The sequence below is a fragment of the Nonlabens marinus S1-08 genome, from assembly GCF_000831385.1.
Lineage (GTDB): Bacteria > Bacteroidota > Bacteroidia > Flavobacteriales > Flavobacteriaceae > Nonlabens > Nonlabens marinus.
Genome location: NZ_AP014548.1, coordinates 752,434 through 767,338, shown reverse-complemented (window position 1 = coordinate 767,338; position 14,905 = coordinate 752,434). Strand labels below are relative to the sequence as shown.

The window sequence follows — 14,905 nt, the reverse complement described above, 5'->3', positions numbered from 1 at the left end:
CTTGTGTCATATTTAAACAAACCTTTAAGAACTAAAGTTTTTACCTTAGCGCATTAGAAAACAAGTCAAAAAGATTTCAAAATAATATTGGAATAAACCATATAAAGATTTCCGCCTTTGCGGAAATTGTCACACGCCTATGAAAATAATTGTCCCCATGGCCGGTCGCGGCTCCAGATTAAGACCTCATTCATTAACCGTTCCTAAACCATTAATCCCGATAGCAAACAAACCCATCGTTCATAGATTGGTGCGTGATATTGCAAATATCCTGAGCGAACCAGTTGAAGAGATTGCTTTTATCTTGGGTGATCCCGCTTTTTTTGGTGATGATGTTGTCAAGAGTTTGGAGGAACTTGCAGAAAGCCTTGGTGCTAAAGCGAGTATCTACCGTCAGCTCGAACCATTGGGAACTGGCCATGCCATCATGTGTGCAGAGCCTTCTCTTTCTGGCCCAGCGGTTGTCGCTTATGCAGATACGCTGATACGTGCGAGTTTTGAACTGGACCCAGCGGCAGATGCTGTGATATGGACTAAAGAGGTCGACCATCCAGAAGCCTATGGTGTGGTGAAACTCAACGAGAAAGAAGAGATTACAGAATTGGTCGAGAAGCCTAAGGAATTTGTCAGCAATCAAGCGGTAATTGGGATCTATTATTTCAAAGAAATCGCAGACCTTAAAAAAGAACTTCAATACGTGATCGATAACGATATCATCAATGGTGGTGAGTACCAGATCAATGATGGTATCAAAAGATTGATGTCTAAAGGAAATATATTCAAGACCGGAACCGTTGATGAATGGATGGATTGTGGGAATAAGGAGGTTGCGATCGATACTAACACGCGCATCATGAAATTCATGGTCACGGATGGCAGTGAAGAAATAAAAACTAAGGCAACTCTAGAAAATTCAAAGATTATTGAACCTTGTGTTATTGCAGATGACGTCGTGATCAAAAATTCAACCGTAGGACCTCACGTGAGTGTAGGTGCTGGAACTACCATTACTAATTGCAAAATCAGCAATAGCTTGATACAAAACAATTCGGTTATAAAAAATGCAACCCTTGACGAGGCAATGATAGGGAACCATGTTAAATACAATGGTGATTTTAAGTACATCAGCATCGGTGATTATTCCACCATGGAATAATTGTTGAGTTAATTGCCTCCTATGAAAAAACTCTTGTTTTCAGTTCTATTCTTCACATTCCTTGCTGCTCACGCACAAGAGGAAGTTGCGGCTGTGGAGGTTAGTGAGGACGATTTAGGCGTGGTTTCAGATGCATTTAAGGAGAATTTTTTTGATGCCCTGTCGCTTAAGGCTCGGGAGAACCACGATCGCGCCATCGAGAAACTTTTAATTTGTGAGCGCCTAGAGCCTGACAATGGGGCGGTACAGTTTGAGCTTGCAAAGAATTATATGGCGAGTAACGCTTTCGCGAAAGCGGAAACCCATCTACTTGCTGCCATCAACATCTCTGGAGAACGCGAGTGGCTTCTGGACAATTTGCTTGAAGTGTACAATCAGCAGCAGGAATATTCCAAGGCAGTGAATGTGCTGGAAAAGCTCGCTAAAGACAATGTCAATTACCAAGAGCTATTGCCGGTAGCGTACCTACGCATCAGCAATAAAGAAAAAGCTCTAGCGGTAATTGAAGATTTAGACCAAAAATTAGGGCTTAATGAACGCCGCAGTGTGTTGCGACGCTCTTTGCAAAACAACCAGCAACAGGAAGAACGCATCACGGGCAATCTGGAAGAACTGGAGGAAAAGCTAGCCGTAGACCCTGATAATGAGCAGTTGTACATCCAGCTTATTTACGGTTACAGCCGCATCAACAACATGGATAAAACCCAAGAATTTGCCGAGAAACTCAGCGATGCCTTACCAGATAGTGATAGTGCACAAGTAGCACTGTATAAGATTTATCTAGAATCTGGAGAGCTTGAGACAGGATTGCAAAGTATGAAACGCATCTTTGAGTCTGCGGGACTAGAGGAGTCTCTGAAAGTAGAAGTTTTAAAGGATTTTCTGGCTACTGCAAAAAATAATCCTGCTTTAAGTGCTTACATCCAGCCTGCGATTGAAGATTTTAAAGATAATGTCGAGAGTATTGATGCATATCTCGCTCTAGGTGATCACTACAAGGAAGAAAAACAGCTGCAAGCCGCAGTTTCATTTTACGAGACAGCTATGGAATTGAATAATCAGGATTTTGAATTGATAAAAACTACGGCACTGTTGTATTTAGATACAGGCGCTTTCGCGAAAGCGGAAACTCTATCCACAGCAGCACTAGAAAGTTTTCCCACCCAACCCTTATTATATTTGATCAATGGGGCTGCTTTAAACAAATTAGGAGATTTTAAAAAGGCAATAAATCAGTTGGAAACTGGTTTATCCTTTTTATTAGATGAGCCCCAACTAGAAAAGGATATCTACGGTCAACTGGTTGTGGCTTATGAAAAATTAGGAGATGCTGCCAAAGCAAAAGAGGCGCAATTAAAAATGAATTCCATGGGTAACTAAAATATGATGATGACAAAAAGAGTATTTGGACTAGTATTAGCACTTGTATTAATTTCTTGTGGAGGATCTCAAAAAGCAGCTGAAAAAGCAGTTACCACAGCAGCTAAAACAAAAATTATAAAGGCTCACAATCTTGCGGTAATTGATTTCAATACCATACAATCCCGGCTAGGAGTCAAGTATCAGGATGCAAATAGATCACACTCCCTTACGGTGGATTTGCGGATGGAAAAGGGCAAACAAATCTGGATGAGTGTTAGGGTGTTGGGTATCACCATGGCTAAGGTATATATCACTCCCGACCGTGTTCAATTTTACGAGAAGTTACAAAAGCGATCCTTCGATGGCGACTTCCAGTTAGTATCTGACTTTCTGGGTGAAGAATTGAATTTTGAACAATTGGAAAATTTACTGCTGGGTCAGGTCATCGAACCTCTAAATTCTATGGATTATAGGGTGGATAATAACCGTTATGAATTTCGTCAATCAGGCGTGATAGAGAAACTTTTTGCGCTACGTCCTTCTGATTTTAAGGTGGCACAACAATCCATTAGTAAGAAATCAGAAAACACTACTCTGGATGTTCAGTATTTACAGTATCAGACGGTTTCTGGAAAAGTTTTGCCAGAAGATATTACTATCAATGCTAATAGTAATGGTAACCTTGTGCAAGTAGAGCTACAAATGAATAATGTAGAGTTTGATCAAGACCTAAGCTTTCCATTTGAGATGCCAGACAATTATAAACGCATGACCTTTTAATGAAGTCACTTCTTTACATTTCTTTATTTTTTCTAGCAGGAATCTTCAGTGCTCAAGCACAATCTGAACGAGCCAAGCTGGAGCAGCGCCGTGCCGCGATTCAAGCAGAAATCAACCAATACGATAAATTACTATCCAGCGCTAAGAAGGACAAACGATCTGTGTTGTCCCAAGTGCAAACCATTGATTCCAAAATCTCCAAAACACAGGAGATTATCAATATTACCAACAAGCAAGCCAACCTGATTACCCGCAGCATCAATACAAATGCAGAGGAAATCAAAAAGCTGAATGCAGAGATCAAAGAATTGAAAAAGGAATACGGTGAGATGATCGTGAAGGCTTACAAGTCTAAAAATGATCAAAGCCGTTTGATGTTTTTACTTTCCTCGGAAGATTTTTTACAAGCCTACAAACGAGTACAATACCTTCAGGCCTATGCCGATTACCGTAAGAAACAAGCAGATGAGATCACTGTTAAAAGTAATTTGCTAGAAGAGAAGAACGCACAGCTGGAACTAGAAAAAATTCAGAAAAAAGAAATACTTGCTGCTAACGAGAAACAACGAGCAGCATTGAAGGATGATAAAGCAGAGCAAGTAGTACTGCTGGAAGACGTTAAGAAGAACGAGAAGCAATACGCGGCTGAAATCCAGCAAAAGGCGAGAGAGCGAGCTAAAATCGACCGAGAAATACGCAAGATTATTGAAGCAGATATCGCTGCATCTAATAAAGGAAAAGTAGGAGCTACAAAAGGCAAGTTCTTCCTAACTCCAGAGGCTAAAGAACTGGCTAGAAACTTTACCAATAACCGTGGAAAACTCCCATGGCCGGTACCCGAAGGTGTGATCACCAGGCGTTATGGAAATCAGCCGCATCCAGTATTGCCAGGGATTGAAATACCATCTAATGGATTGCGTATTCAAGCACCTAATGGAACCAGTGCCAGAGCTGTTTTTGATGGTGAGGTGGTGCAAATTGTCAAATCTAGAGATGGAATCCTAGCGGTACACGTGCGTCACGGTAACTATACAACGGTCTATGGGAACTTAAGGAGCGTGAACGTACAGAAAGGTCAAAAGGTAAATACCTTGACCACTCTGGGAGAGATCTTTACAGATTATGCTGGGGTAACAGAGTTACAATTTGCGATTCTTGAGGAGGCCTCTACACAAGATCCCGCGCGATGGATTCTGAGAAATTAGAACTACTCAAATAAAGCTTTAAGCTCAGTAGCTTCCGCAGCTTTCATTTTGCCAGCGAGAACCAGACTCAATTGTTTGCGTCTCAGTGCAGCGTCATAACGATTTTTTTCGTCCTCAGTTTCTGGATGGATGGCTGGTATTTGTACAGGTCTGCCAGTGTCGTCTACCGCAACAAATGAATAGATAGCCTCATTTGCCTTAGTACGCTCGCCACTTTCACGGTCTTCAATATAAACATCCATATAAACTTCCATGGACGATTTAAAAGCCCTGGAAACCTGGGCTTCAATAGTTACCACGCTTCCTAACGGAATCATACGGCTAAATGCCACATGATTTACAGATGCTGTTACCACCACACGGCGACAATGTCTCCTTGCAGCTATACTTGCCGCACGATCCATACGCGCCAGTAATTCTCCACCAAAAAGATTATTCAATGGGTTTGTTTCACTGGGAAGAACCAGGTCTGTTACTGTGGTAAAAGATTGTCTGGGTGTGCGATTCTCCATGGGTAATTTTTTTGCAAAGGTAGTCCTAGATCTGCGATCTCAAGCCTTTCTATTGCTATCCTAAGTTTTATTTAACGCTAGCCTCCCAAGAGGCACGGGTTTGCCCATAAACATGAAAATTCTCTTCATTAAAATCTGCAAAGGTTTTGAGCCATTTCATTTGATTGTTTTTAGCCACTTTAATGGAGGGCTCATTATCAACATGTATCATAGAGACGATGAGGTTGTCAAAGTCTTTGTCATACGCTTTCGCGAAAGCGTAATTCCTTGCAAATTGTGCAGCTTCAAGGGCATAACCCTTTCCACGATGATTGGGCAATAAGGAGTAGCCTACCTCTAACCTGGCGTCACCATCCATATGTTGCACTAATAAACCACACTGACCTATGAAGTCTCCAGTGTGCTTATCTTCAATGACATTCATGCCGCCTCGATCTTCCGCATAGCGAGCAAAGACTTTATCCATCCAAAATTGGCACAATTCATCCTCAGACTTTTTAAAATCTAAAAACAGAAAACGGTAAATGTCTTGATCAGCAAAAAAGGGAAACCAAGAATCATAGTCCGATGGCTCCAGTAAACGAAATCGCAAACGTTCGGTTTCTTGACCGTTCATTAAGTATTTCATAAATGTGCCGGTCTTTAGTTATCAAATAGATTATTGCTTCCGGTATCTAGCTGCACAGCCTTCAATACAGGGATAGTAGACGGTAATTGTTCCTTCAGTTTTAATGAATTCATAATCATAATCAGGATTGTTACAATCATCAGATCTAAAGGTAGAATCAGTAATGGAATAGGTTCCTGAAGTCGGGTTCGTAGTTACATTATCTATCTCACAAATAGAACCATTAGATGTTAAGGCACCATCTTCCTTGAAAATGATAACCTTTTCACTGTTCACTCTATTAAATCTTCCGCTACCATCTCCTGGATCTGAATAGAGTTCAACTAATTTCCAAGTGCCTATTAATTCAGTGTCACGATTAACATCATCTGTTTCATCACAGGAGAGAAAGAAGCCTAAAATAATAGAAAGCACAAATAACTTTTTCATACTACGCGTTTTAATGAAGATGCATAAAGTTTGTCAGAGTTGCGTAATAATACACCCAATTTTGAATTTCTCGTTCAAAATATGGGGTCCAAGATAAAAATAAACCTTACTTGTTGAAGCTCCCACTCAGCAACCAGGCACCTTCAAAGCCTTGTTTGCGTATACGGTACAATTCGTTGATCGCATCATTGCGTTCCACAAAACTGCCAAAGGCTACATTATGCAACCCATATTTATTCACACCTATACGTTCTGCCGCAAAACCTTGTTCTTTTAAAAGAGCAACCTTTTTGTCTGCATTCGCTGGATCGCGGAAGGCTCCGGCAACTACATGAAAATCCTTAACAATAGGAGCTACTTCCATGGTCACGCTGGGCAGTGGTGTAGAAATGAGGAAACTTGCTTCTTGAACTTTAGACTTGAATTGCTCGTTTGCCATTTCTTCAATAGCAATGGCTTCATTCACCGTTTCCATTTGATAGCTGTGTAATCCAGCATAACTTCCTGCTACTAGGATGGCCACGGCTGCTGCAGCGCGCACCCAGGCGGCACTTCCAGACTTAGGAGTTTCAAGGGCAATTACTGAAGTTTCGGCTGCTATTTCCTCCTCAACTGGAGCGGTAACTGGTGTGCGGTTAATGGCATAAGTCTCATGCTTTGTAAGACCGAAGGCTTCTGGCAAGTAATTGACCAGATACATAGGCGTGAAGGAAAGTGCACTTTCTGCAGTTCTTGTAAAACGTCCTACTTTATGAATGGTAATTTCCCCTTTTTCATCAATTTCATGATCCAGAAAACGCACATAATTGCGTATTTCTTGTAAGGCATCTGCATAAGGAATTTGCTCTACAGTGGATACATAATTGACTAGCAACCCATCGTTTTGCTGGATTTGCTCGTTAAAGCTCAATCCTTTTTTAGGCGGGTACAATGTATGCGTACTGGCGAAATGTTGCGCAGGAACACGTCTAGATATAAAGGCTCCGAAGCCTGGTATCACAACGCACTCATGGCGGTATAACAATTCAGATATGTAGCTGGACATTTGCATACAGCAAACTTAAATATTTTGGCAAAACGACAAAGCCCAGTTGTCCAATAGTTATCAAGAATATCTATATTTCTAGGAGGGGTACTGATTTTCAATGCAGTTTGCTTTCGCGAAAGCGAACTTAAAAGGCTAACATTTTTTTATAACCATAATTTAGAATGCATGCTATTTTAGCCATGATCTAAAGAATGAAATGCTTCTAACAGTACTATTGCAAACAGTCAACGACAGTGGACCCATTTATAAGGAAACGGTGATGGGCAGATTTCCTGTAGAACCTTTCAATACGGCAAGTAATCTGGTGTTTCTCGCTGTAATTATTTATTTTTCTATTAAGATCTGGAAGTCCACACATTCTCATTATTTCTTGAAGGCGATCATGCCTATTTTCTTTTTGGGCTATATAGGCGGTACAGTCTATCACGCGACTCGCAGTGCAGAGTTTTGGCTGTTGCTGGACTGGGTTCCAATTGTTCTGCTATGCTTTGCTTGCAGTATTTATTTCGTGTTCAAATCTGCAAGAAGCTGGAGGTACCGGCTATTGTTAATAGCAATCATTGTTGGGCTTAACATTATTCCTGCGACCTTGCCGCTGCCTAAGGGCTATGGTACTTCGGTAGGTTATATAGGGTCTGCCGTTGCGGTGATTTTACCAGTTGTAGTTTACCTATATCAGACGGGATGGGCTAGAGCCATATACTTAGGACTTGCAGTAGGATCTTTTACAATAGCCGTTATTCTTAGAACCCTAGACAAAAAGTATGAGATGGAATGGCTGTGGATGGGTACGCATTGGTTGTGGCACACCTTCGGTGCAATAGCAGTGTTTTGGTTGGTAAGGTTTATCTATGAAGATATCGAGCGTCAGCAACACCTCAGGATGACGAGAATATCTTAAATTTGCACTCTTATTTTAAGTTGACTATCATGCTGGAGAAGGTTAAGGAACATATTGCTAGAGTTGAAGGATTTGAAGCACAAACTGCAGAAGCGGTGGAGAAATTCCGTATCGAATATTTAGGAACTAAAGGATTGTTGAAGGAGCTGTTTGCAGCTTTTAAAGAAGTGCCTAACGACCAGAAAAAAGAATTTGGTCAGGCGATCAACCAACTCAAGCAACTGGCTACTGACAAAGTACAGCAACTCAAGGACCTATTAGAATCACAGCAAGAAGAAGCAGGTACTTTGGGAGACTTAACTCGTCCAGGGTACCCTATGCCCATAGGGTCTAGGCATCCTATTTCACTTGTTAAAAACCAAATTATAGAAGTGTTTTCTCGCATAGGTTTTAACGTGAGTGAAGGTCCAGAAATCGAGGACGACTGGCACAACTTTACCGCATTGAACCTGCCAGAACACCATCCAGCACGGGACATGCAGGACACCTTCTTTATTCAAACAGATCCAGATGTATTGTTGCGCACACACACTTCTAGTGTACAAGTGCGTTATATGGAAAATAACCAGCCGCCTATCCGCACCATTTCTCCAGGCCGTGTTTTTAGAAATGAAGCGATCAGTGCCCGGGCACACTGTATTTTTCACCAGGTAGAAGGATTATACATTGACAAGGACGTCAGTTTTGCAGACTTGAAACAAACGTTGTTATACTTTACTCAAGAGATGTTCGGGAAAAGTAAAATCCGTTTGCGACCTTCTTATTTCCCATTTACAGAACCTAGTGCTGAGGTGGACATTTATTGGGGTCTGGAAACAGAAACCGATTATAGAATAACCAAAGGTACCGGATGGTTAGAAATCATGGGCTGTGGTATGGTAGACCCAGCAGTTTTGACTAATTGTGGTATCGATCCAGAAGAATACAGTGGATTTGCCTTTGGGATGGGAATAGAACGTATAGCGATGTTGCTGTATCAAATAGGCGACATCCGCATGTTTTTTGAGAACGATGTGCGTTTCTTAAAACAGTTTTCCAGCGCGCTGTAATGCCAGTGGAAAAACTCATTTTTGTATACAATGCAAATTCTGGAAAAGTCAATGCTCTCCTAGACAGCGCCCATAAAATAGTAAGTCCGTCCACTTACCAGTGTAGATTGTGTGAGTTGACTTATGGTACATTGAAGGAAAATAAAGAATGGGTTCGCTTTCGAGAGAGTCTTGTGAACGAGAAGTTTATGCCGTGCTCGACACGGTACGAAAGCGTAATCTCAAACTACCTAGTAAAAGAATTGGATTTTTTACATAAAAACGAGTTTGAAAAACAATACCGATCTAAATGGTTACCGAAGTACGACTATCCGGTAATACTAGAGGTCACATCAAACGGTTTGGAACTATTTATGAGCGATAAAGAGCTGCAACAATTACCTACTACAGATCGTTTGATACAAGCAATAACTACTAAATTAAATGCGCAATGAAATACGTTTGGGCCTTCGTTATTTTTATCCTGCTGATTATTGCAGGAATCATCTCAATCATAGGTGAGCTATTGGAATTTGTGGCAGGTGTCGCTCTAACAGGCATTGGCTTGCTAGCCCTATTAGGGTTGTGGATTTATGTGAAAGTAAAAAAGTAGTATGAAGAAAGACATCGTTATACCTGTTGTAAAAGATGTACATCTAGCAGTTGTAAAAGAGTGGAATGCAGATTTTTCCTCACACGATTGGATCATCTATTTGATAAATGACATGAAGGAACCTATGGAGTCTGTCATGATTATGAGTCGCGGGAAACACCGCGATGGTCGCAAGACATCCACCTTTCGTCATGCCTTTAAGGTCGTGCCGGCAAAAAGCTTTATCAAAGTAGAGCTGATCATGGAAAATGTGTTTCCTTTTTTAAATGAGTTTGTACTCACATACTTCAAGGGAACCACTCTTTACGACAAGACATTTATGGCGGCTCCCCACACCATTAAAGAAAGTAATTTAGGAGATCTTCCTGTGATGGAAGTTCCAGGAATTCTGTTGGATTAATAAGCTGATAATAAGTATATTATAAGCTAGTTAAATATGCGTTAATTACGCCATATAGGTCTCTATTTTTCAAATTATAGACATAAGATTGGTGTCTTATAAAGCAATTAAATCAATAAAAAATGAACTTAAAAAATAATGTTCTCCTTCTAGTCATGTCGATGTTCCTGCTAGTAGGAAGCCAAGTTTCAGCTCAAGTAGAAACTATTGGAAAACCTGTTATGGTAGGCGGTGAAGAAATGAATCCTGCTAAAAACATCATAGAAAATGCCTCAAAATCAAAGGCTCACAAAACCTTAGTTGCTGCAATTAAAGCAGCAGGGTTAGTAGAAACCCTTTCAGGAGCAGGTCCGTTTACTGTTTTCGCACCTACAAATACCGCATTTAGCGCATTACCTGACGGTACCCTTGAAACGCTTTTAAAGCCAGAGAATAAAGAGCAGCTAATTCAACTTTTGACATTCCATGTAATTCCTGGAAAAATCAATTCTACAGATTTAATAGCACTAATGGACAAAAACAATGGAAGAGCGTCCATTGCTACTATTGAAGGTGGGAAACTTACTTTCTATATGGAAGATGGAGATGTATATTTGAAAGATGAAAAAGGTAAAAATGCTGCTGTAACCATAGCAGATGTGAATCAATCTAATGGAGTAATTCATGTGATTGATGCCGTATTGACACCAAAAAAATAATCAGATTTCCCTAGATCTGATTTTTATCCCTAAACTCTACGACCATTGAGTTTGGGGATTTTTTAGTTTAAAAAGCTAAATGTTGTCAATAATTTCTTGATACCGTTAAAGTGTAGTTAACTCAAGTCAGGTTATGGTGAACTTCTCTACTTAAGAATCAGAACAATAACCTAAACACTTTATTATGAAAATTAAAAATTATGTAGGCGTAGCATTTACTGCTGTAGCACTATTTATTGGACAAGCTACTTTTGCCCAATACGACAAAGCAGAGAAAACAATCGTTGAAACTGCTATCGCGACGGAAGACCTTTCTACCCTTGTAGCAGCAGTAAAAGCAGCAGACCTTGTAGATGCTTTATCCAGTGAGGGACCATTTACTGTATTTGCACCCACTAATACAGCATTCGAAGCTCTTCCAGAAGGAACTGTAACAACACTTTTAAAGCCGGAAAATAAAAGTGCTTTAGCGGGAATATTAACCTACCACGTGGTATCTGGAGATGTAAAAGCAGCAGATGTATTGCAGCTGATTGAAAATGGAAACGCTACAGTGGAAACATTAGCAGGTGGTACATTGACCTTCTGGACTAAGGATGGTAAAGCTTATGTACAAGATGAAAATGAGAATAGCGCAGAAATCATCATGCCTAATGTGGCAACCTCCAATGGAACTGTACATGTGATCAACAGCGTACTACTTCCTAAAAAATAAAACATAAGGTGACCCCTATAAACCTAATGTTAGTCCCGAAATTCTATTAATAGAATTTCGGGATTTTTATGATTACTCAGTAAATCTAGAGTCTGCCTCCATAACAGTATTGCAAACATTACAAGTGCGTAATTCTTTACTTACATAAAACTCTTTAAATCGAGGCAAGAAGTCCTTTTCAATATCCTCGAGTTTAAAGTAGGTCTCGTGCAGTTTGTTATTGCAATTGTCACAATACCACAGTAACCCATCTACTGCGTCTTCACTTACCCGTTTCAATTCAATGACTAATCCTATGGAATTCTCATGACGTACCGGAGAATGCGGTGTTTTGCCTGGATGCAAATACATATCGCCCGGTCCTAATTTCATAGTGCGCTTCTCACCATTGTCTTGCACATGAATCTCTATCGTTCCTTCTAGTTGATAGAACAATTCCTCTGTTTCATTGTAGTGATAGTCCTTACGGGCGTTAGGACCGGCAACCACCATCACAATATAATCACCAGCATCTTTATATAAGTTTTTATTTCCTACAGGAGGCTTCAGGCTGTCCCGGTTTTCATCGATCCATTTATTGAGATTAAAAGGAGCTGGTATAGGCATGGCAATTTTTATTTTAAAGGTAGCAAATTCAGGGTAATCCCTACAATTTACTGCTGGTTGCTTTTGTTGATTTATTGTAAATTGTGGACAAATAATTTATCCATGAAAAAACTACTATTTCTTGCCTCTTTCGCTCTACTCCTTTCTTGTCAAGAGAAACAGACCGAACCTACTGCAACACCGGTGGCAGATGAACCACAACAAACGAGTGAATTTGCCATTGTTATTCATGGTGGAGCAGGAACCATTGAAAGGAAAAACATGACGCCAGAGTTGGAGGCCGCCTATAATGCAAAGCTTACCGAAGCCATCAAAACAGGTCATGAGATCCTCAAAAATGGCGGTAGCAGTCAGGATGCTGTAGAAGCTACGATTCGTGTCATGGAGGACTCTCCGTTATTCAATAGTGGTAAAGGAGCTGTTTTTACGCACGATGGGATCAATTCGCTTGACGCCAGTTTTATGGACGGTGCCACATTAAATGCAGGAGCGGTTGCTGGAGTAACAACCGTTAAAAACCCTATTTCGCTGGCGCGTAAGGTGATGACCGACTCAGAGCACGTGCTGTTGAGTGGTGATGGGGCAGACGCTTTCGCGAAAGCGTTACAAGATCCAAACATCGAGATTGTATCCAACTCTTATTTCTATACGGAGAATCGATTCAAGGGTTTGCAGCGCGTCCTAGAAAGAGAAGCAGAAATGGAAGCCGAATCAAAAGCAACCGAGCCACAAAGAACAGCCTTGAGAAAGTTAGAATTAAAAGATCCTTTTTTCAACGATTCTAAATACGGTACCGTGGGTTGTGTTGCCCTAGATAAAAACGGAAACATTGCCGCAGGAACCAGTACTGGCGGGATGACTAATAAAAAATACGGCCGCATAGGTGATGCGCCTATTATAGGAAGTGGAACGTATGCAAACAACGCGACTTGCGGTGTAAGCAGCACCGGACACGGCGAGTACTTTATTAGAGCACAAGTAGCATATGACATCAGTGCACTTATGGAATATAGCGGTTTGACCTTGAAAGAGGCTACAAATAAAGTCATCCAAGATAAACTCGTGAAATTAGGCGGTACTGGTGGTGTTGTTGCACTGGACCATTACGGTAACGTTTCTATGGATTTCAACACCGCAGGAATGTATCGTGCCATGATGAATGACAAAGACGAGCTGGTGGTTGGGATGTATAAGGAGTGATTTTTAGTCTCAGTTTTTTTCAGAATTTGCAGTCAGTATCGAGCGTCGGAGAGAGATGATTTAGAATTCCATCGCGCTCCTTCTCGACTGCCGCTCGAAGCGGCTTGTATTCAGAAAATCTTTGTATCTAGAATCGAGAGAAAGTCGAGATTTGGTGTTCAAAAAACTTAGCCATGACTTCCAAAATAATGACCGTTGTTTTTCTTGTTGCTTTTTCTTTGCAGTCATTTTCTCAATCAGACGATGATTATAGAGAATTAATAGATTTAGCGATAACAAGTTTTGGTAAAGATTCAACTCTTATTTTCAAACGATTCGACAATAAAACAATTCTGCAAGATTTAAATTTGTTAATCGGAGAGAAACACATCAGTGTAGTTAAGAAATACAGGAAGAATCTCGATTCTATTGATACTGATGCCTATTGGAAAATAACTTCGGCTGCAATGTTTGGTGATACGGTTACCGTTGCATTTCAAAAATTAAATTTTTATTCTGAAGTAAATATTCAGCAACTTAATAAAACTCAAAATAAAAGAATTGAACGATACACTGACAAGAACTTAAAAAGAAACAGAAAACTACCAATAGCCAGAATTTCCTATCCGATAATCACCTCCGATGAAAAAAAGGCTATCGTCTACTTTTCAAATGTTTGTGGAAGTCTTTGTGCTAGTGGTGGATTTATCCAATTCAAGAAGGTATTTGGTGTTTGGGAATTTGTTAAACGAGAAGTTGTTTGGATCTCATAGCTTAATAAAACAATATAATCACATCACCACATTAACAAATCAACATATTAGTAAATGAAAATCATATCCTACAACGTCAACGGCATACGTGCCGCCATGAAAAAGGATTTTATAGAATGGCTTACCGCAGCAAATCCAGATGTGTTGTGCTTGCAAGAAATAAAAGCCATGGAAGATCAAATTGATACCGAAGCGTTCAAAGAAGCCGGATACGAATACCAATATTATTACAGCGCTCAGAAAAAAGGCTATTCTGGTACAGCGATTATTTCTAAGATCAAACCCAACCATGTGGAGTACGGCACGGGAATCGAAACCATGGACAATGAAGGCCGCAATTTGAGAGCAGATTTCGATGACCTATCTGTAATGAGCATGTACTTGCCTAGCGGTACTAATGACGCAAGGCTCAGCTTTAAGTTTCAGTATATGGATGAGTTTTTAGAATACATCACAGACCTAAGAAAGGAGATTCCAAACCTAATCGTTTGTGGCGATTATAACATTTGCCATAAAGCTATTGACATTCACGACCCAGTACGCCTTAAGAACACTTCGGGATTTTTGCCAGAAGAGCGTGAGTGGTTTGATCGTTTCGTGGAAAGTGGTTTTATGGATTCTTTCAGGATGTTCAGTGATGAACCAGACCAATACACTTGGTGGAGTTATAGAGGTGGTTCTCGAGCTAGGAATAAAGGCTGGAGATTAGATTACCATATGGTGACTCCACCACTCAAAAACCGTATCAAAAGATCAGTTATTTTGAGTAGTGCAGTTCATAGTGATCACTGTCCTGTTTTGATTGAGGTAGAGTAATACAATTTGATTCTAGAATATTCGGCAAGCCCGTTTTAGAAAATTATGTGAGGATT

General features: G+C 40.4%; 19 protein-coding genes. 14 read left to right on the top strand and 5 right to left on the bottom strand.

What is annotated here, in order from left to right; translation table 11 throughout:
• Nucleotides 1–139 precede the first annotated feature (139 nt).
• Genes NMS_RS03615 through NMS_RS03600 form a run of 4 tightly spaced genes read left to right on the top strand, consistent with a single transcriptional unit; the run spans nucleotide 140 to nucleotide 4,503 of the window.
• Complete coding sequence (locus tag NMS_RS03615; RefSeq protein ID WP_041495456.1) at nucleotides 140–1,156, top strand: sugar phosphate nucleotidyltransferase; 1,017 nt, start codon at nucleotides 140–142, stop codon at nucleotides 1,154–1,156.
• A 21-nt stretch (nucleotides 1,157–1,177) separates the two neighbouring features.
• Complete coding sequence (locus NMS_RS03610; RefSeq protein WP_041495455.1) at nucleotides 1,178–2,536, top strand: tetratricopeptide repeat protein; 1,359 nt, start codon at nucleotides 1,178–1,180, stop codon at nucleotides 2,534–2,536.
• A 9-nt stretch (nucleotides 2,537–2,545) separates the two neighbouring features.
• Nucleotides 2,546–3,298, top strand: coding sequence for a DUF4292 domain-containing protein (locus tag NMS_RS03605; protein ID WP_231862356.1), 753 nt, complete (start codon nucleotides 2,546–2,548; stop codon nucleotides 3,296–3,298).
• Nucleotides 3,298–4,503, top strand: a complete 1,206-nt coding sequence (locus tag NMS_RS03600; RefSeq protein WP_041495454.1) for a murein hydrolase activator EnvC family protein — start codon at nucleotides 3,298–3,300, stop codon at nucleotides 4,501–4,503. The genes NMS_RS03605 and NMS_RS03600 overlap by 1 nt, the downstream gene beginning before the upstream one ends.
• Before the next feature lie 2 nt (nucleotides 4,504–4,505).
• Here NMS_RS03600 and NMS_RS03595 read toward each other — a convergent pair whose 3' ends face one another.
• The 4 genes from NMS_RS03595 to NMS_RS03580 all read right to left on the bottom strand — a co-directional run bounded on the left by NMS_RS03595 (nucleotide 4,506) and on the right by NMS_RS03580 (nucleotide 7,123).
• Nucleotides 4,506–5,015 carry an acyl-CoA thioesterase gene (locus NMS_RS03595; protein WP_041495453.1) on the bottom strand — a complete coding sequence of 170 codons (510 nt, stop codon included), beginning with the start codon at nucleotides 5,013–5,015 and terminating at the stop codon, nucleotides 4,506–4,508.
• Between the two features lie 67 nt (nucleotides 5,016–5,082).
• Nucleotides 5,083–5,643, bottom strand: coding sequence for a GNAT family N-acetyltransferase (locus NMS_RS03590; RefSeq protein WP_052476685.1), 561 nt, complete (start codon nucleotides 5,641–5,643; stop codon nucleotides 5,083–5,085).
• Between the two features lie 30 nt (nucleotides 5,644–5,673).
• Complete coding sequence (locus NMS_RS13390; protein ID WP_052476683.1) at nucleotides 5,674–6,072, bottom strand: hypothetical protein; 399 nt, start codon at nucleotides 6,070–6,072, stop codon at nucleotides 5,674–5,676.
• Nucleotides 6,073–6,178: 106 nt separating this feature from the next.
• Nucleotides 6,179–7,123: an HU domain-containing protein gene (locus tag NMS_RS03580; protein WP_041495452.1), complete on the bottom strand. Its 945-nt coding sequence runs from the start codon at nucleotides 7,121–7,123 to the stop codon at nucleotides 6,179–6,181.
• A 193-nt stretch (nucleotides 7,124–7,316) separates the two neighbouring features.
• On the opposite strand from NMS_RS03580, the gene NMS_RS03575 reads away from it, so the two are divergent.
• From NMS_RS03575 to NMS_RS03550, 7 genes are all read left to right on the top strand, one after another.
• Nucleotides 7,317–8,021: a membrane protein gene (locus NMS_RS03575; protein ID WP_041495451.1), complete on the top strand. Its 705-nt coding sequence runs from the start codon at nucleotides 7,317–7,319 to the stop codon at nucleotides 8,019–8,021.
• A 29-nt stretch (nucleotides 8,022–8,050) separates the two neighbouring features.
• A complete protein-coding gene (locus tag NMS_RS03570; protein WP_041495450.1) occupies nucleotides 8,051–9,070 on the top strand; it encodes a phenylalanine--tRNA ligase subunit alpha in 1,020 nt (339 codons plus the stop codon).
• The gene (locus tag NMS_RS03565; protein WP_041495449.1) at nucleotides 9,070–9,504 is read left to right on the top strand and encodes a hypothetical protein; all 435 of its coding nucleotides are present in this window, start codon (nucleotides 9,070–9,072) and stop codon (nucleotides 9,502–9,504) included. The genes NMS_RS03570 and NMS_RS03565 overlap by 1 nt, the downstream gene beginning before the upstream one ends.
• Nucleotides 9,501–9,662 (top strand): hypothetical protein, encoded by a 162-nt coding sequence (locus tag NMS_RS13870; protein WP_158448954.1) that lies wholly within the window; start codon nucleotides 9,501–9,503, stop codon nucleotides 9,660–9,662. Before NMS_RS03565 ends, NMS_RS13870 begins: the two co-directional genes overlap by 4 nt.
• A 1-nt stretch (nucleotide 9,663) precedes the next feature.
• Complete coding sequence (locus tag NMS_RS03560; RefSeq protein ID WP_041495448.1) at nucleotides 9,664–10,062, top strand: hypothetical protein; 399 nt, start codon at nucleotides 9,664–9,666, stop codon at nucleotides 10,060–10,062.
• A 122-nt stretch (nucleotides 10,063–10,184) separates the two neighbouring features.
• Complete coding sequence (locus NMS_RS03555) at nucleotides 10,185–10,760, top strand: fasciclin domain-containing protein (RefSeq protein WP_041495447.1); 576 nt, start codon at nucleotides 10,185–10,187, stop codon at nucleotides 10,758–10,760.
• A gap of 184 nt (nucleotides 10,761–10,944) precedes the next feature.
• Nucleotides 10,945–11,475 carry a fasciclin domain-containing protein gene (locus NMS_RS03550; RefSeq protein WP_041495446.1) on the top strand — a complete coding sequence of 177 codons (531 nt, stop codon included), beginning with the start codon at nucleotides 10,945–10,947 and terminating at the stop codon, nucleotides 11,473–11,475.
• A gap of 72 nt (nucleotides 11,476–11,547) precedes the next feature.
• Here NMS_RS03550 and NMS_RS03545 read toward each other — a convergent pair whose 3' ends face one another.
• Nucleotides 11,548–12,081 (bottom strand): 3-hydroxyanthranilate 3,4-dioxygenase, encoded by a 534-nt coding sequence (locus NMS_RS03545; protein ID WP_041495445.1) that lies wholly within the window; start codon nucleotides 12,079–12,081, stop codon nucleotides 11,548–11,550.
• A 102-nt stretch (nucleotides 12,082–12,183) separates the two neighbouring features.
• Here NMS_RS03545 and NMS_RS03540 point away from each other — a divergent pair, with 102 nt between their 5' ends.
• From NMS_RS03540 to NMS_RS03530, 3 genes are all read left to right on the top strand, one after another.
• Entirely contained in the window at nucleotides 12,184–13,281 is a 1,098-nt protein-coding gene (locus NMS_RS03540; protein ID WP_041495444.1) for an isoaspartyl peptidase/L-asparaginase family protein, read from the top strand.
• A gap of 173 nt (nucleotides 13,282–13,454) precedes the next feature.
• Complete coding sequence (locus tag NMS_RS03535; RefSeq protein WP_041495443.1) at nucleotides 13,455–14,033, top strand: hypothetical protein; 579 nt, start codon at nucleotides 13,455–13,457, stop codon at nucleotides 14,031–14,033.
• Between the two features lie 54 nt (nucleotides 14,034–14,087).
• Nucleotides 14,088–14,849: an exodeoxyribonuclease III gene (locus tag NMS_RS03530; protein WP_041495442.1), complete on the top strand. Its 762-nt coding sequence runs from the start codon at nucleotides 14,088–14,090 to the stop codon at nucleotides 14,847–14,849.
• The last annotated feature ends 56 nt before the right edge of the window (nucleotides 14,850–14,905 follow it).